General features: G+C 52.2%; 16 protein-coding genes and 1 other annotated feature. Of the genes, 8 read left to right on the forward strand and 8 right to left on the reverse strand.

The features are described from left to right. Positions 1 to 103: 103 nt before the first annotated feature. Both V5P19_RS20955 and V5P19_RS20960 read left to right on the forward strand, forming a co-directional pair. Entirely contained in the window at positions 104 to 508 is a 405-nt protein-coding gene (locus V5P19_RS20955) for a DUF2946 domain-containing protein (protein ID WP_334407137.1), read from the forward strand. Positions 509 to 547: 39 nt separating this feature from the next. Continuing rightward, positions 548 to 1,918: a PepSY-associated TM helix domain-containing protein gene (locus V5P19_RS20960; protein WP_334407139.1), complete on the forward strand. Its 1,371-nt coding sequence runs from the start codon at positions 548 to 550 to the stop codon at positions 1,916 to 1,918. 3 nt (positions 1,919 to 1,921) lie between these two features. On the opposite strand, the gene V5P19_RS20965 is transcribed toward V5P19_RS20960, so the two are convergent. From V5P19_RS20965 to V5P19_RS20980, 4 genes are all read right to left on the reverse strand, one after another. Further along, a complete protein-coding gene (locus tag V5P19_RS20965; RefSeq protein WP_334407141.1) occupies positions 1,922 to 2,407 on the reverse strand; it encodes an OmpA family protein in 486 nt (161 codons plus the stop codon). Positions 2,408 to 2,420: 13 nt separating this feature from the next. Further along, positions 2,421 to 3,641 carry a diguanylate cyclase DgcN gene (gene dgcN / locus V5P19_RS20970; protein ID WP_334407143.1) on the reverse strand — a complete coding sequence of 407 codons (1,221 nt, stop codon included), beginning with the start codon at positions 3,639 to 3,641 and terminating at the stop codon, positions 2,421 to 2,423. Beyond that, a complete protein-coding gene (locus V5P19_RS20975) occupies positions 3,634 to 4,164 on the reverse strand; it encodes a YfiR family protein (protein WP_334407145.1) in 531 nt (176 codons plus the stop codon). The genes dgcN and V5P19_RS20975 overlap by 8 nt, the downstream gene beginning before the upstream one ends. Before the next feature lie 155 nt (positions 4,165 to 4,319). Beyond that, positions 4,320 to 4,694, reverse strand: a complete 375-nt coding sequence (locus tag V5P19_RS20980) for a DUF2799 domain-containing protein (protein WP_334407147.1) — start codon at positions 4,692 to 4,694, stop codon at positions 4,320 to 4,322. Between the two features lie 213 nt (positions 4,695 to 4,907). Here V5P19_RS20980 and aroF point away from each other — a divergent pair, with 213 nt between their 5' ends. From aroF to V5P19_RS20995, 3 genes are read left to right on the forward strand one after another with little or no spacing between them, the layout of a single operon-like run. Further along, positions 4,908 to 5,978, forward strand: coding sequence for a 3-deoxy-7-phosphoheptulonate synthase AroF (gene aroF / locus V5P19_RS20985; protein ID WP_334407149.1), 1,071 nt, complete (start codon positions 4,908 to 4,910; stop codon positions 5,976 to 5,978). A 10-nt stretch (positions 5,979 to 5,988) separates the two neighbouring features. Continuing rightward, entirely contained in the window at positions 5,989 to 7,110 is a 1,122-nt protein-coding gene (gene tyrA, locus V5P19_RS20990) for a bifunctional chorismate mutase/prephenate dehydrogenase (protein WP_334407151.1), read from the forward strand. A gap of 60 nt (positions 7,111 to 7,170) precedes the next feature. Next, positions 7,171 to 8,043: an SMP-30/gluconolactonase/LRE family protein gene (locus V5P19_RS20995; RefSeq protein WP_334407153.1), complete on the forward strand. Its 873-nt coding sequence runs from the start codon at positions 7,171 to 7,173 to the stop codon at positions 8,041 to 8,043. Here V5P19_RS20995 and pheA read toward each other — a convergent pair. The 4 genes from pheA to bamD all read right to left on the reverse strand — a co-directional run bounded on the left by pheA (position 8,040) and on the right by bamD (position 10,806). Beyond that, positions 8,040 to 9,200 carry a bifunctional chorismate mutase/prephenate dehydratase gene (pheA, locus tag V5P19_RS21000; protein WP_334407155.1) on the reverse strand — a complete coding sequence of 387 codons (1,161 nt, stop codon included), beginning with the start codon at positions 9,198 to 9,200 and terminating at the stop codon, positions 8,040 to 8,042. The two genes, V5P19_RS20995 and pheA, sit on opposite strands and share 4 nt — an antisense overlap. Before the next feature lie 29 nt (positions 9,201 to 9,229). Next, positions 9,230 to 9,355: a sequence feature (Phe leader region), on the reverse strand. After that, the gene (pheL, locus tag V5P19_RS21005; protein WP_102000890.1) at positions 9,307 to 9,354 is read right to left on the reverse strand and encodes a pheA operon leader peptide PheL; all 48 of its coding nucleotides are present in this window, start codon (positions 9,352 to 9,354) and stop codon (positions 9,307 to 9,309) included. Its footprint overlaps the feature before it by 48 nt. Before the next feature lie 103 nt (positions 9,356 to 9,458). Next, complete coding sequence (gene raiA, locus V5P19_RS21010) at positions 9,459 to 9,800, reverse strand: ribosome-associated translation inhibitor RaiA (RefSeq protein WP_334407157.1); 342 nt, start codon at positions 9,798 to 9,800, stop codon at positions 9,459 to 9,461. A 268-nt stretch (positions 9,801 to 10,068) separates the two neighbouring features. Next, positions 10,069 to 10,806 (reverse strand): outer membrane protein assembly factor BamD, encoded by a 738-nt coding sequence (gene bamD, locus V5P19_RS21015; protein WP_334407159.1) that lies wholly within the window; start codon positions 10,804 to 10,806, stop codon positions 10,069 to 10,071. Positions 10,807 to 10,937: 131 nt separating this feature from the next. On the opposite strand from bamD, the gene rluD reads away from it, so the two are divergent. The 3 genes from rluD to clpB all read left to right on the forward strand — a co-directional run bounded on the left by rluD (position 10,938) and on the right by clpB (position 15,349). Then, complete coding sequence (gene rluD / locus V5P19_RS21020; RefSeq protein ID WP_334407161.1) at positions 10,938 to 11,918, forward strand: 23S rRNA pseudouridine(1911/1915/1917) synthase RluD; 981 nt, start codon at positions 10,938 to 10,940, stop codon at positions 11,916 to 11,918. After that, a complete protein-coding gene (gene yfiH, locus V5P19_RS21025; RefSeq protein ID WP_334407163.1) occupies positions 11,915 to 12,646 on the forward strand; it encodes a purine nucleoside phosphorylase YfiH in 732 nt (243 codons plus the stop codon). Before rluD ends, yfiH begins: the two co-directional genes overlap by 4 nt. Before the next feature lie 129 nt (positions 12,647 to 12,775). Beyond that, the gene (clpB, locus tag V5P19_RS21030) at positions 12,776 to 15,349 is read left to right on the forward strand and encodes an ATP-dependent chaperone ClpB (RefSeq protein WP_334407165.1); all 2,574 of its coding nucleotides are present in this window, start codon (positions 12,776 to 12,778) and stop codon (positions 15,347 to 15,349) included. Positions 15,350 to 15,729 lie beyond the last annotated feature (380 nt).

Here is a 15,729-nt window from a genome sequence, read left to right on the forward strand (position 1 = left end):
AAGGGCTGGCCGAAGGCTGGCCCTTTTTTTATCTCTTTAACTCCCCACGTTAACCCTTTCATCATAAATCATTTACAATACTTGCCTCTTTACTGGAGGGTAAGTGGATAACGTCCTGCATCAGCATAAACGGAAACGCACAGCGGCATTGACCGCGCTGTTTGCGATCCTGCTGATCGTGGTAGCGCCGCTTATCTCCGTCTCGCTGCAAAAAGATCCCATGAGTGGCATGACGGGGATGCATCATGACATGAGCATGATGTCGATGGATGAACACCACGGTGATATGCCACACTCCATGCCGGTCGATCATGCAGAAGCCTGCGGCTACTGCGTACTGTTAGCCCATGTGCCGGGCGTGATGCTGGCGTTGACCGTGCTGCTCTGCGTGGTGCTGCAAAGGCTGCGTTTTAAGCCACCGCGGCAGGCGGTCAGCCACTGGCACTTTTTCCCCTGGCTCTATCCTGATACGCGTGCGCCGCCACGCTGGTCTGCTTTTTCCCTTTAAAAACAAAATCGATAACTTTTTGCCTTAAAAAGGAAAAGTATGACTACCTGTACTCCGCGCGCGGCATGGGGAAACCTGCTGCGTCGACTCCATTTCTATGTCGGGCTGTTTATCGGTCCGTTTATCTTCTTTGCTGCGCTGACCGGGACGCTATACGTGGCGACCCCGCAGCTGGAAAATGCACTCTACCGGGATGCGCTGCACTCAGATACGGTAGGTGAACGCCAGCCGCTGGCAGAACAAATAGCCAAGGCGGAAACGATCGTTGGCTCAAATCTGCGTTTACATGCCGTTCGGCCGGGGCTGGAAGAGGGGAATACTACTCGCGTGATGTTTGCCGACCCGACGCTCGGGCCATCGGAGCACCGGGCTATTTTCATTGATCCGGTGAATCTGGGCGTGCGTGGTGATATGACGGTATATGGCACCAGCGGGATTTTGCCGCTGCGCCAGAAAATCGATTATTTACACAATTCGCTCATGATGGGCGATGTCGGACGGCTCTATAGCGAACTGGCTGCATCCTGGATGTGGGTGTCTGCGCTGGGCGGGATCGCCCTGTGGTTTTATACCCGACCGAAGCGCCGGATTAACAATCGCTTCCAGAATCGGCGACGCCTGCATGTCATCCTGGGCTGGACGCTGCTGGGTGGGATGTTGCTGTTCTCCGCGACCGGGCTGACATGGTCACAGTGGGCGGGGGGGAATGTGGATAAGCTGCGTGCAGACGTGAACTGGCTGACTCCACAGGTGAACACAAAACTTTCCGGTATACCGGAGATCGTGGATGAGCACGCCGAACATCATGGTCATCATGGCGAAATGTTGATGCCCGAAATGGCGATGGATCTGTCGCTGTTTGATGGTGTGTTAAGCGCAGCGCGTAAGGCGGGCATTGATGCCAACAAGCTTGAGATCCGGCCGGCGAAAAGGGCGGACCAGGCCTGGACCGTGACGGAAATCGATCGCAGTTGGCCGACGCAGGTCGATGCCGTTGCGGTAGATCCTCACTCTCTGCAGGTACTGGATAGAACCCGCTTTGACGATTTTCCGTTAATGGCCAAACTTACCCGCTGGGGCGTCGATTTCCATATGGGGATCTTATTCGGCATAGCGAATCAACTCCTACTCATCGCATTTGGTATTGGCCTGTGCGTACTGATTATTTGGGGGTACAGAATGTGGTGGATGCGTCGTCCGACTCAGTCAGCGGCGAGTCCGGCGCAAACGTTGTGTCAGAGTTGGCTGGCCTTGTCGCACTCGGCGAGGGGGAGCACCGTGGTGGCTAGCGTGCTGCTGGGGCTGGCATTGCCGGTGATGGGCGTGAGCCTGGTGGTCTTCATCGTGATTGACTGGTTGCGCTGGCGAGCGGCAACAAGCGTGTCGCTCGCCGAATCATCTGCGAAATAAATCCTACGGCGTGCTGACGACCACCGCCACCCGGCGGTTTTCAGCGCGCCCCTGGGCTGTACCGTTGCTGGAGACGGGATATTTTTTACCTAAACCCTGCGTAGTAAAGTTACTGCGCGGGACATTCGCACCTTTCGCCCAGGCATCGGCCACGACATTTGCGCGTTTCAGCGACAGCGCTTCGTTGTAGCGCTCTTCCCCGTAGTTATCCGTATGACCGTCCATCCGTGCGTGATTCAACCCGGTTGCAGCCAGGCGCGATGCCATGGTCTGGATCTGTTTTTCACTCTCCGGGCGGAGTCTGGCATCGTTTTTATCAAACAGGATCTTGTCCGACAGCCCCAGAGACCAGTTGCCATTCAGTTCGTTAAAGCCATAGGACTTCATTGCCGCGATTTGCTCAGGACTGAATTTGCCTTTTGGTGGCGTCTGACAGCCAGCCAGGGCCAAGGAGGCCAATAACAACGGCGCGAGGTATCGCTTCAACATATCGTCTTCCTTTTTAGGATATTGTTTTTGTACGCTGGTTTTTGACCTGGTACATTTTGCTGTCTGCTTGCTCAAGCAACGCTTCCACGGAAGCATTTTCCCACGCCAGAGCAAAGCCAATACTTAATGACAGTGATGCTGTGTGCCCGTTATGCAGAGCAAACGGGCGGATAAAGTGCTGCGACAGTGCAGCACAAATGTGTTGAACCTCATGCTCTGAATGGACGCCATACAGCACCATGGCGAATTCGTCGCCGCCAAGACGATATGACTGATGACGTTTATCACCAAACTCGACCATCCTGCTGGCGACTTCAATCAGCACGCTATCGCCTGCCGCATGACCCCATGTGTCGTTGATAAGCTTGAAATTATCGCCATCGAGGAAAAGCAGGGCTGAGTTTGTTTTTGCGGAAGTATCGTTCATGAGCGCCGCGATGTTGTTACGAAATGCTGCGCGGTTCGCAAGGCCGGTCAGCGGATCGTGCATGGCAGTACGCATCAGCTGGGCATTCTTCGCCTGCAGCTTAAGCTGCCACTCTTCCATTTCATCCAGCAGGCTGTTGAAGTCTTCACCAAACTGATGAAATTCTTCGATGCGGCCTTCCTTGACCCGCCGGGAGAAATTACGGTTGGTGCGTACGTCATGGACGACGTCGGTAATGTTCTGCATCTCTGTGACCATACCATCATGAAGGGAGCGGGTAATGGTAAGCGCGACGGCAGAAGCAAAGAGAATACAGCCCGTGAGAACAGCAAAAGACATCCAGATAAAATGACCGATCAGGCTGTCACGCGCGGTAAGACGAATTTCACCGATGGCATTGCCGTTGTGCATTATCGGCTGCGCAATGGGGACTGGAAATAGCCAGTTACTGACTAAGGCACCAAGCGTGTCGGTATTTTCTTTGGGATCCCATGTCCACCAGGCAAACCGTTCGTTATGGAGGTTGAGAACCTCAGCCGTAGCGAATTGCCCCTGCTTGCCAAGGGTGGCAAGCGTTTCATTAGCTGCCAGCGAATCATTGAAAACCAAAGAGGCTTCAAGACTGTGGCTCATGGTTGCCCCGGTTAATTCGAGATTTTTTTGTGCGTATTGCTTTAATGTCACCACGGAAGCAAAACACAGCAACAGCCATATAAACGTCATTGTAATGATGACGCTAATCATGCTGATACGCCGCAACGTTCTTTTAAACGTTGGGCGTGGTGTTAAAGTGAAATCCTTATTCATGCTTCTTATTCCGTGCAAGCATTAATACATCCGGATTGACCCTTACGCCACTGCGAGAAAGTGCATCCAGATTGACGGAAAACCTGACCCGGTCGTTATCTATTATTAAACAAAATGCGCTGCCAATAACACATTCGGGGTTCTGCTCTGAGATTAATAGCAACGCTCTGCCCTGATGCTGACTTATTATATCAAGTTGTTTCGCAGGGGATTCTGTCCCGAAATAAAGCGCATCGCACATTGCCGCCAGTGCTTCCCGATCGTTATGCACAATGGCTGGAGTATAAGGTAACTCGCTATCTACACTGCTGAGTGTTTGCACATAGTGAGATGAAGCAAAAATACAGAGTGTGGGCTGTCCGGAAAGTGACGGCCATCGTGTGTAACTCACAATACCAGAAACAATCGACCGCACTGCTTTATCGGTTTCTGCTAGCGGACTTGCAGCCGTTGAGCCAGCGACAAGAGACAGGACGAGCACCAGAGTGAGTCGGAAAAAAGAGATCAAGAATGAATTTCTCACCAGAATCTGCCATACCGCTCTGGAAATAGATGTCCTTAAGAGTTGTGGGCAGAATACCATTGTTTATCAAAGCCGTCATTATGTCAGGAATGCAACTGGGTTGACTTAGGTTAAATCTTACAGTTGTATTTATTTTTTGAAGGATAAAGATAAAATCAATTAAGTCTGCTGGCCTTCATGCTCTCATCTGAACCCCGTTCCCACGCCGCGCGCAATTTATCTGCATTTTCGGTAGCATTGCAGCTCGCTGGAAATGATTTTCCTGCTAATCCCCATGCATGAATAAAATCTTCTACACACACTTTCTTCTGTCCTTCAGCGTAGCCGCGGAGATATTCACTACGATCCACATTTGGGTCGTTGTAATTATCGGCCAGTGCCGAATTATCTTTAACGGGAATACCATTCATGGCGTCTTCTTTTCCTGCGCCAAACCAGTCAGGGCTTGTCCAGCCCGGATGGAAGGTGTAAGGGTTAATCTGACAGCCAGATAAATACAGTGACAACAGCGCAATCGCGAAAGAACGCATAGCCAGTCTCCTTTTTCTTCAGCATAGCCTGGCATAAGAAAATGCGACTGTAATTTTATATTTACGGTTTAACCGCGATTATTTTGCAATAAAATGGCTTGTGTAAATTAAAGTGTACGGATTTTGGATTGAAATCTTTACTTGTTGTGGTATCGTTGTTTCACCTCTTAGAGGAAATCAACTATCGCAAACGAGCAAGACAGGATCACCATCATGCAAAAAGACGCGCTGAACAACGTACATATCACTGACGAACTGGTTTTGATTACCCCGGATCAACTGAAAGCGGAGTTCCCGCTGAGCGTTGCGCAGGAGGCTCAAATTGAGCACTCTCGCCAAACCATCTCCGACATCATCGCGGGCCGTGACCCGCGCCTGCTGGTGGTATGTGGTCCTTGCTCGATTCACGATCCTGAAACCGCCATTGAGTACGCTCGTCGATTTAAAACATTAGCGGAGGAGGTCAGCGATAGCCTCTATCTGGTGATGCGCGTCTATTTTGAAAAGCCACGTACCACCGTTGGCTGGAAAGGGTTGATTAACGATCCGCACATGGATGGCTCGTTTGATGTAGAAGCAGGCCTGAAGATTGCGCGTCGCCTGCTGGTGGAGCTGGTTAGCATGGGGCTGCCGCTGGCAACCGAGGCTCTGGATCCGAACAGCCCGCAGTACCTGGGCGATCTGTTTAGCTGGTCTGCGATTGGTGCACGCACCACCGAATCACAAACTCACCGTGAGATGGCGTCAGGTCTGTCTATGCCGGTTGGCTTCAAAAACGGTACCGACGGTAGCCTCGCCACGGCGATTAACGCGATGCGCGCCGCAGCAATGCCGCACCGTTTCGTGGGGATTAACCAGGCGGGCCAGGTTTGCCTGCTACAAACCCAGGGCAACCCGGATGGTCATGTGATCCTGCGTGGCGGTAAAGCGCCGAACTACAGCCCAGCAGATGTTGCGCAGTGCGAAAAAGAGATGGAACAGGCGGGACTGCGCCCGGCTCTGATGGTAGATTGCAGCCATGGTAACTCAAATAAAGATTACCGCCGTCAGCCCGCAGTGGCGGAATCTGTGGTTGCACAGATAAAAGACGGAAACCGTTCCATTATCGGTCTGATGATTGAGAGCAACATTCATGAAGGTAATCAATCATCAGAACAACCACGCAGCGCGATGAAGCACGGTGTATCGGTAACAGACGCCTGCATCAGCTGGGAAACCACCGATGCGCTGCTGCGTGAGATTCATAAAGATTTACGTGGCCAGCTGACGACGCGTCTGGCTTAAGAGGTTAGTTATGGTTGCTGAATTGACCGCACTGCGCGATCAAATTGATGAAGTGGATAAGGCGCTGCTGGATCTGCTGGCACGCCGTATGGCGCTGGTTGCCGAAGTTGGTGAGGTTAAAAGCAAGTACGGCCTGCCTATTTATGTTCCGGAACGCGAAGCCTCAATGTTGGCATCCCGTCGTAAAGAAGCGCAGGTGCTGGGCGTTTCGCCCGATTTGATAGAAGACGTTCTGCGTCGCGTGATGCGGGAATCTTATTCCAGCGAGAACGACAAAGGCTTCAAAACCCTTTGTCCGTCGCTGCGCCCGGTAGTTATTGTGGGCGGCGGCGGGCAAATGGGGCGTCTCTTTGAGAAAATGCTGACGCTTTCTGGCTATCAGGTACGCATCCTGGAAAAAGATGACTGGGCACATGCGCCAGACATCATGAAAGATGCGGGCATGGTGATCGTCAGCGTACCTATCCACGTCACGGAGCAGATTATTGGAAAGCTTCCTGCTCTGCCGGAAGATTGTATTCTGGTGGATCTGGCATCCGTAAAAAATGGCCCGTTGCAGGCGATGCTGGCAGCCCATACCGGCCCGGTGCTGGGGTTACACCCGATGTTTGGCCCGGACAGCGGCAGCCTGGCTAAGCAAGTTGTGGTTTACTGTGATGGGCGTCAGCCGGACGCGTACCAATGGTTCCTGGAACAGATTCAGGTATGGGGCGCGCGTTTGCACCGCATCAGCGCGGTTGAACACGATCAGAACATGGCGTTCATTCAGGCGTTGCGCCACTTTGCGACCTTTGCATATGGCCTGCATCTGGCGGAAGAAAATGTCCAGCTCGAACAATTGCTGGCACTTTCTTCGCCGATCTACCGCCTGGAGCTGGCAATGGTAGGGCGTTTATTTGCGCAGGATCCGCAGCTTTACGCCGACATTATTATGTCATCCGAGAATAACCTCGCGCTCATCAAACGCTACTATCAGCGGTTTGGTGAAGCCATTACTCTGCTGGAGCACGGTGATAAACAGGCGTTTATCGATAGCTTCCGCAAAGTCGAGCACTGGTTCGGCGATTACGCGACCCGTTTTCAGAGTGAGAGCCGCACGCTGTTGCGTCAGGCAAATGACAGTCGCCAGTAATGCGATGATGTATATACTAAAAGCCAGCATTGCTGGCTTTTTTCATTTTGGGGAACTGTTATGGCTGAACCACAGCTGCTGTTGAATTACACCGGGCATTTGCCGGAATGCCCGACCTGGAGCGCTGAAGAGAACGCGCTCTACTGGGCGGACATTCTGGAAGGCGAAATCCACCGTTACCATCTGCCCAGCGCACAACACTCGGTACTCTCCTTCCACGAAGAGGTGGGCTGTTTCGCGCTGCGTGAGCACGGTGGTTTTATCGTCGCGATGCGTCATGGCATCTGGCTTACCGATAAGCACGGTTTGCTTCGACGCAAGGTGTGTGATAACCCGTCTAATCCGCAGCTTGCGCGTTTCAACGATGGGGGAACCGATTCCCTGGGCCGCTTCTATGCTGGCACCTTCTGGGGGCCTGGGGATTACAATGGCGCCCTGCTGATGCGCATCGACAATGACCTGACGCCTCACGTCATCCAGTGCGATATCCACGGGCATAACGGTTTAGCCTTTAGCCCGGATCGGCAGTGGATGTTTACCTCTGACACGCCTAACGGTGTCATTTACCGTACACCGCTTGATGAACAGGGCGAACCCGGAAAACGCGAGGTATTTCGCCAATTCAAAGACGGCGAGGGGATACCTGACGGCGCCGCAATGGATGTGGAAGGCTGTTACTGGAGTGCTCTGTTTGATGGCTGGCGCATTGCGCGGTTCTCACCTCAAGGGGAACAGCTGGAGGAGTATCGCCTGCCGGTTCGTTGCCCGACGATGGTTTGTTTTGGCGGCGATGATATGAAGACGCTGTTTATCACCACCACGCGAGAAAATATGGACGCGGAGGAGGTAGCGGCATACCCGCTTTCCGGCGCCATCTTCACCCTGCCCGTGAGCGTGGCAGGGATGAAGAAAAGCCGTTTTATCGAGCGTTAGATCGGATCGACAGGCACGACGTTCTCGCTCGGATAGCAGCCCAGCACTTTCATTGAGCGGGTGATTTTACCGAGCTCACGCAGGGCCTTCTGCATGGAAGCAGACTCCAGGTTGGCCTGGATATCGAGGTAGAACATCTCTTCCCACGGGTTGCCGTGAATGGGGCGGGATTCCAGCCGGGTCATGATCAGGTTGTGGTTACGCAGCACCAGCAGTGCCTCAACCAGCGCGCCAGCCTGTTGGCCGGTGGCCATCAGCAGGGTCGTTTTAGCCGGCACCTGGTCTGAAACATCTATGGCCTTGCGAGCCAACACCACGAAACGGGTGATGTTTTGCGTCTGGTTAGCCAGGTTACGTTCCAGTACCTGTAAGCTATACAGCGCGCCGCCCGCTTCGCTGCCGAGTGCGGCAACGGTTGGGGAATTTGCCTGTGCCACTTTCTCCATCGCGGCGGAGGTGCTCTCGGTGTACTCAATTTTCCAGTTTGGATAACGGTTCAGGAACTGACTGCACTGCTGGAAAGGTTGCGGGTGGCTGTAGACCGTCACGATCTTGTTCAAATCGGTTGAGCCTGAGACCAGCACGCAGTGATCGATAGGGATCGTCAACTCGCCAACCAGCGACAGGCTAGTGTGCTGCAGCAGATCGTACACGTCGTTGATGGCACCAGAGCTGGTGTTTTCAATCGGTACAACGGCATAATCAGCCTGGCCGGTCTCCACCTGATTAAAAATATCCGCAAATTTTGCGCAGCCGCTCTCAATGAACTCTTCGAAATGACGGGCAGCGTACTGGCGCGCCGCCAGGTGGGAATATGAGCCTTTAGGACCAAGAAACGCGATGCGGGCAGAGTGCGGGTTGGTTTTATTCAGATGTTGCTGCAGCAGTGCTTGTTGGGTCAGGACGGAGTCTTCGATGATGAGTTGGAACAGACGAGTGATGTAATGGGCATCAAGGTGATGTGCCTTACCCAGCTGAATCAGACGTTCCAGCAGATCGCGCTCACGGTCAATGTCACGTACCGGACGATGGGAATCCAGCTTGGCTTTACCCACTTCAACGGCAAGCGTGCGGCGTTCTGCCAGCAGTGCCAGTAATTTTTCATCCAGCGCGCTGATTTTTACTCGCAGATCCAGTAACGGGTTTTCCGGTGTCATAGTGTTGTCTGTCTCGTTTATTGTTATCAATAAAAAAGGCCTCCCGGTTTGGGAGGCCTTATTGTTCGTCTTCGCATTCTTTATCACACGACGAAACGCCTCCCATTCAGGGGAAGGTAAAAAAGAATGCGAAGAAAAACGGCGTCGGTTTCATGAAGTCATCCTGTGATTGTTATGGTTAAAGTACCCGTACTGTTTTCATTCTGTCAATAAAAAACGCGCCCGAGGGCGCGTTGGCGGTACACTCAATTTAAAGGATTACTCATCTTCAACTTCTTCCGCGAAGCTGGCGTCTTTCACCGATGTTGCGGCGCGACGGGCTTCACCTTTGTGTTGCACTTTATTGAGCTGCCGTTCCAGCTTGTTGATCAAATCGTTAATGGCGGTGTACATATCTTCATGTTTTGCGCTGGCGACCAGATGGCCGTTTGGAGTATTGATAGTTGCATCAGCGGTGAAACCCTGCGGCTCCTTAGACAGAATGATATGCGGGTTAATCAAATGAGTTTGCCATTTATCCAGTTTGGCGAGACGGTCTGCGACGTGCTGGCGGATTGCCGGAGTAATTTCCATTTGTTTACTGGTAATGTTCATTGTCATAAATTTTACCTCTTGTCTTTCCGTCTTGGTGATTCCAGCATACCCGACCTAATGTCAAAATGTGTGATTTAGATCACGTTATTTTGTCGGTTTTTGTCAGGGAATCTTTTTTGTGAGGCAGGGCAGGAAGAGGCGATATTTACCTTGTCGTCGTCTATAATTAGGGTCATAGTTGATAGGATGTATTAAAGCTAAACCGCTTCAGCCAATGACAACATTGAATAAAAAACGGCAGCCCTTGGGCTGCCGTTTTGCATATTGAGATCTATCAGGTGTTGCTGCTGTTTGCGGCGATGATTTTCGCCACCTTTTCAGCCTGCGTTGTCATCTGCATCTGACGATACGCATTTTCCATCAGCTTAAGGCCATCGCGCGTTGCCTGAGTATCCGGGTAATCGCGCAGCATACCTTCTACACGGTTAACCACGGCAACCCATGCGCCACGGCGCGTATAGTATTCAGCAACCGAGTATTCATATTTCGCCAGACGATCTTTCAGGAACACCAGACGTTTGGTGGCATCGGTCACGTACTGACTGTTCGGATAACCGCGAACCAGCTTCGAGAAGTCGTTAAAGGCATCACGCGCGTGTTGCGGGTCACGGTCGGAACGATCCACCCCGAAGAAGCCCTGCAGGGCACTGTCATCCAGCGCCATGTTGGTCAAACCACGCATATACATCACGTAATCGATGTTAGGATGAGTCGGGTTCAGACGCATGAAGCGATCGATCGCTGCCTGAGCCAGCGGCAGATCGGCATTTTTGTAGTAGGCGTAAATGAGATCTAACTGTACCTGCTGAGAATACGGGCCAAATGGATAGCGATTATCCAACGCTTCCAGTTGCGTTATCGCCTGTTTCCAGTTACCGTCCTGCAACTTTTGTTGTGCGGTCGCATAGATTTCATTCGGCGGATTGTCAGGGACCTGTTCATTTGAACCGGAGCAGCCCACCAAAGCCAGGCTCAACGTGGCCGCTGCCACCAGATATTTCATGCGCGTCATGACGTTTTGACTTTCCTCAAATGTTTGTCCGGGAGAAACTCTGTTCCTGCTCCCGATTAAGACCAGCTACAATAGCACACTATATTAAACGGCAAAGCCGTAAAACCCAACGTTAAACGAAGAAGCAGTTTATGGCACAACGAGTAGAACTCACCGCAACAGTCTCCGAAAATCAGCTCGGTCAACGCTTAGATCAGGCTTTGGCCGAATTGTTCCCTGATTATTCGCGTTCACGTATAAAAGAATGGATTCTTGACCAGCGCGTGCTGGTTAATGGCAAACTCTGGGACAAACCTAAAGAGAAAGTGTTAGGTGGGGAAGCTGTCGCCATCAATGCTGAAATCGATGAGGAAATCCGATTCGAGCCGCAGGATATTCCCCTTAACATCGTCTATGAAGATGATGACATCCTGGTGATCAACAAGCCGCGTGATTTTGTCGTTCACCCAGGTGCGGGGAATCCTGATGGTACTGTTCTTAACGCACTTCTCCATTATTATCCGCCAATTGCTGACGTACCGCGTGCCGGTATTGTGCACCGTCTGGATAAAGACACGACCGGTTTGATGGTTGTGGCTAAGACCGTTCCTGCTCAGACTCGTCTGGTGGAATCGCTGCAGCTGCGCGAAATCACCCGCGAATATGAAGCGGTAGCCATTGGTCATATGACATCGGGTGGTACGGTTGAAGAACCGATTAGCCGTCACCCGACGAAGCGTACACATATGTCGGTGCATCCGATGGGTAAACCGGCGGTAACGCATTACCGCATCATGGAGCATTTCCGCATTCATACGCGCTTACGTCTGCGTCTGGAAACCGGGCGTACTCACCAGATCCGCGTTCATATGGCGCACATTACCCATCCGCTGGTGGGCGATCAGGTGTACGGGGGGCGTCCTCGTCCGCCAAAAGGGGCGTCGGATGACTTCATCAGCGTACTGCGCAAATTTGATCGTCAGGCACTGCACGCCATCATGCTGCGCCTTTACCACCCAATCACCGGTATTCAGATGGAGTGGCATGCTCCGCTCCCGCAGGATATGGTGGAACTTATAGAAGCCCTGCGTGCTGACTTTGAAGAACATAAGGACCAAGTGAACTGGTTATGACCAAGCTGATTGTCCCGGAGTGGCCACTGCCTGAACGCGTGGCTGCCTGTAGTTCGACCCGTATCGGCGGTGTGAGCCAGGGCGCGTGGGAGTCGTTAAACCTCGGCGCGCATTGTGGCGACAACCTGGAACACGTGGAAGAAAACCGCAAGCGGCTGTTTGCTGCGGGTAATTTACCATCGAAACCGATCTGGCTGGAACAGGTGCACGGTAACGATGTGCTGAAGCTAACGGGAGAACCCTATGCTTCAAAACGTGCCGATGGCTCTTACAGCAATACTCCAGGGACAGTGTGTGCGGTGATGACAGCCGATTGTTTGCCCGTGTTGTTCTGCAACCAGGCAGGAACAGAAGTGGCTGCCGCCCATGCGGGCTGGCGTGGTCTGTGTGAAGGCGTGCTGGAAGAGACCGTCGCTTGCTTCAATGACTCCCCTGCCAATATTATGGCCTGGCTTGGCCCGGCGATTGGTCCTGATGCGTTTGAGGTGGGGGCAGAGGTCCGCGAAGCCTTTATGGCTAAAGATCCGCAAGCCGTGAAGGCTTTTGTTAGTGCGGATGAGAAGTATCTGGCCGATATGTACCAGCTTGCCCGCCAGCGGCTGAATAATGTTGGCGTGACGCATATCTTCGGCGGCGATCGCTGTACCTTCACCGAAGAGGGTGATTTTTTCTCTTATCGCCGGGACAAAACAACAGGCCGTATGGCAAGTTTCATTTGGCTGATATAACCTAAAGAATCAAGACGATCTGGCACGTGCCGTTTTCTTTTCACATAATTCGGGTCATTAACCTTGAATAATTGAGGGATGACCTCATTTAATCTCCAGTAGCAAAATTGACCTGTTATGGGAGGAGTTATGCGTCTGGATCGTCTTACTAATAAATTCCAGCTTGCTCTCGCCGATGCCCAGTCTCTCGCACTGGGGCACGACAACCAATTCATCGAACCTCTTCATTTAATGAGCGCCTTGCTGAATCAGGAAGGGGGTTCGGTATGTCCGTTATTAACGTCTGCCGGCATTAATGCTGGCCAGCTACGCACAGCCATCGATCAGGCACTGAGCCGTTTACCGCAGGTGGAAGGTACCGGCGGTGACGTACAGCCGTCCCAGGATCTGGTGCGCGTTCTGAACCTTTGCGACAAGCTGGCGCAAAAACGTGGGGACAACTTTATTTCGTCGGAGCTGTTTGTTCTGGCGGCGCTTGAATCACGCGGTACCTTGACCGACCTGCTGAAAACTGCCGGCGCAACCACCGCCAATGTGACTCAGGCGATTGAGAAAATGCGTGGAGGTGAAAGCGTGAACGATCAGGGAGCCGAAGACCAACGTCAGGCTTTGAAGAAATTTACGGTCGATCTGACCGAGCGTGCTGAGCAGGGCAAACTTGACCCGGTGATCGGCCGTGACGAAGAAATTCGTCGTACTATCCAGGTCTTGCAGCGTCGTACCAAAAACAACCCTGTACTGATTGGTGAACCTGGTGTGGGCAAGACCGCTATCGTTGAAGGGTTGGCACAGCGCATCGTAAACGGTGAAGTCCCGGAGGGGCTGAAAGGTCGTCGCGTACTGGCTCTGGATATGGGCGCGCTGGTGGCCGGGGCGAAATACCGCGGTGAGTTTGAAGAACGTCTGAAAGGTGTGCTTAACGATCTGGCGAAACAGGAAGGCAACGTCATTCTGTTTATCGACGAACTGCATACCATGGTGGGGGCCGGTAAAGGTGATGGCGCGATGGATGCCGGGAACATGCTTAAACCTGCACTGGCCCGTGGTGAACTTCACTGCGTGGGGGCGACAACGCTGGATGAGTATCGTCAGTACATAGAAAAAGATGCTGCTCTTGAGCGTCGTTTCCAGAAAGTGTTTGTTGCTGAGCCAAGCGTTGAAGATACCATTGCGATACTCCGCGGCTTGAAAGAACGTTATGAACTGCACCACCATGTGCAGATAACCGACCCGGCTATCGTTGCGGCAGCCACGCTTTCGCATCGTTATATTGCCGATCGTCAGTTGCCGGATAAAGCCATCGACCTGATTGACGAAGCGGCATCGAGTATTCGTATGCAGATTGACTCGAAACCGGAAGAACTGGATAGGCTCGATCGCCGCATAATTCAGCTCAAGCTGGAACAACAGGCATTGAAGAAAGAGTCTGATGAAGCCAGTAAAAAACGACTGGATATGCTTAACGAAGAGTTGGACGATAAAGAGCGCCAATACTCTGCGTTAGAAGAAGAGTGGAAAGCAGAGAAAGCGTCACTTTCTGGTACACAGACAATCAAAGCGGAACTGGAACAGGCAAAAATTGCCATTGAGCAGGCGCGTCGCGTCGGCGATTTGGCGCGAATGTCTGAGTTGCAGTACGGCAAGATCCCAGAGTTGGAAAAACAGCTTGAGATCGCGACGCAGTCAGAAGGTAAAACGATGCGTCTGTTACGTAATAAAGTGACGGATGCAGAGATTGCTGAGGTGCTGGCCCGCTGGACGGGTATTCCGGTGGCGCGCATGCTGGAAGGCGAGCGCGAAAAACTGTTGCGTATGGAGCAGGATCTGCACAACCGTGTTATTGGTCAGAATGAGGCGGTTGAAGCTGTCTCCAATGCTATTCGCCGTAGCCGTGCTGGATTATCCGATCCGAATCGTCCGATTGGTTCTTTCCTGTTCCTGGGGCCGACCGGTGTTGGTAAAACCGAACTGTGTAAAGCGCTGGCCAACTTTATGTTCGACAGCGATGACGCCATGGTACGTATCGATATGTCCGAGTTTATGGAGAAACATTCCGTCTCTCGTCTGGTCGGTGCGCCTCCGGGATATGTCGGTTATGAAGAAGGTGGTTACCTGACGGAAGCGGTTCGTCGTCGTCCTTATTCCGTCATCCTATTGGATGAAGTGGAAAAAGCGCATCCGGATGTGTTCAATATTCTGCTACAGGTCCTGGATGATGGCCGACTGACAGATGGGCAGGGGAGAACGGTCGACTTCCGTAATACGGTAGTGATCATGACGTCGAACCTGGGTTCTGATTTGATTCAGGAACGTTTCGGTGAACTGGACTATAGCCATATGAAAGATCTGGTTCTCGGCGTTGTCAGCCAGAACTTCCGTCCGGAGTTCATTAACCGTATTGATGAAGTGGTGGTGTTCCATCCTCTGGGTGAGAAACACATTGCATCAATTGCTCAGATTCAGTTGCAGCGTCTGTATAAACGTCTGGAAGAGCGTGGATATGAAATTCACATCTCAGATGATGCGCTGAAGCTGCTGAGCGAGAATGGTTACGATCCTGTGTACGGGGCGCGTCCATTGAAACGTGCTATCCAGCAGCAAATCGAAAACCCGCTGGCCCAGCAGATCCTCTCCGGGGAGCTGATTCCGGGCAAAGTGATACGCCTGGAAGTGAACGACGATCGCATTGTGGCAGTGCAGTAAGTCACGAAACACAAAAACGGGCCGCTCGCGGCTCGTTTTTGTTTAAAGACCAGGCGAAAATGGAGTTTTGGGATGCGGTTTGCCTGGAAAATGAGCAGTTAGTAAATTATTTTCACTTTATCCTTGCAGCTACAAAGTTATCCCCTATAATGCGCCTCCACTGACACGGAGCAACGGCTTACAGGCCGCCGGGTTAGCGGGGTTCAGAGATGAACACCAACAGAGAAAAGCAAATTAAAAGCTTGACTCTGAGGCGGGGAAGTGTAATATGCACACCCCGCGCCGCTGAGAAAAAGCGAAGCGGCACTGCTCTTTAACAATTTATCAGACAATCTGTGTGGGCACTCAAAGTGACATGGATTCTTAATGTCTTCGGACAA

The sequence above is a fragment of the Enterobacter sp. UNJFSC 003 genome, assembly GCF_036903355.1.
Classification (GTDB): domain Bacteria; phylum Pseudomonadota; class Gammaproteobacteria; order Enterobacterales; family Enterobacteriaceae; genus Enterobacter.

Excerpts from the sequence above, each read along its gene's own strand:
- dgcN (WP_334407143.1), bottom strand. The coding sequence starts at position 3,641 with ATGAATAAGGATTTCACTTTAACACCACGCCCAACGTTTAAAAGAACG.
- rluD (WP_334407161.1), top strand. The coding sequence starts at position 10,938 with ATGGCACAACGAGTAGAACTCACCGCAACAGTCTCCGAAAATCAGCTC.
- raiA (WP_334407157.1), bottom strand. The coding sequence starts at position 9,800 with ATGACAATGAACATTACCAGTAAACAAATGGAAATTACTCCGGCAATC.
- aroF (WP_334407149.1), top strand. The coding sequence starts at position 4,908 with ATGCAAAAAGACGCGCTGAACAACGTACATATCACTGACGAACTGGTT.
- tyrA (WP_334407151.1), top strand. The coding sequence starts at position 5,989 with ATGGTTGCTGAATTGACCGCACTGCGCGATCAAATTGATGAAGTGGAT.
- V5P19_RS20965 (WP_334407141.1), bottom strand. The coding sequence starts at position 2,407 with ATGTTGAAGCGATACCTCGCGCCGTTGTTATTGGCCTCCTTGGCCCTG.
- bamD (WP_334407159.1), bottom strand. The coding sequence starts at position 10,806 with ATGACGCGCATGAAATATCTGGTGGCAGCGGCCACGTTGAGCCTGGCT.
- V5P19_RS20995 (WP_334407153.1), top strand. The coding sequence starts at position 7,171 with ATGGCTGAACCACAGCTGCTGTTGAATTACACCGGGCATTTGCCGGAA.
- pheA (WP_334407155.1), bottom strand. The coding sequence starts at position 9,200 with ATGACACCGGAAAACCCGTTACTGGATCTGCGAGTAAAAATCAGCGCG.
- V5P19_RS20980 (WP_334407147.1), bottom strand. The coding sequence starts at position 4,694 with ATGCGTTCTTTCGCGATTGCGCTGTTGTCACTGTATTTATCTGGCTGT.
- V5P19_RS20960 (WP_334407139.1), top strand. The coding sequence starts at position 548 with ATGACTACCTGTACTCCGCGCGCGGCATGGGGAAACCTGCTGCGTCGA.
- clpB (WP_334407165.1), top strand. The coding sequence starts at position 12,776 with ATGCGTCTGGATCGTCTTACTAATAAATTCCAGCTTGCTCTCGCCGAT.
- yfiH (WP_334407163.1), top strand. The coding sequence starts at position 11,915 with ATGACCAAGCTGATTGTCCCGGAGTGGCCACTGCCTGAACGCGTGGCT.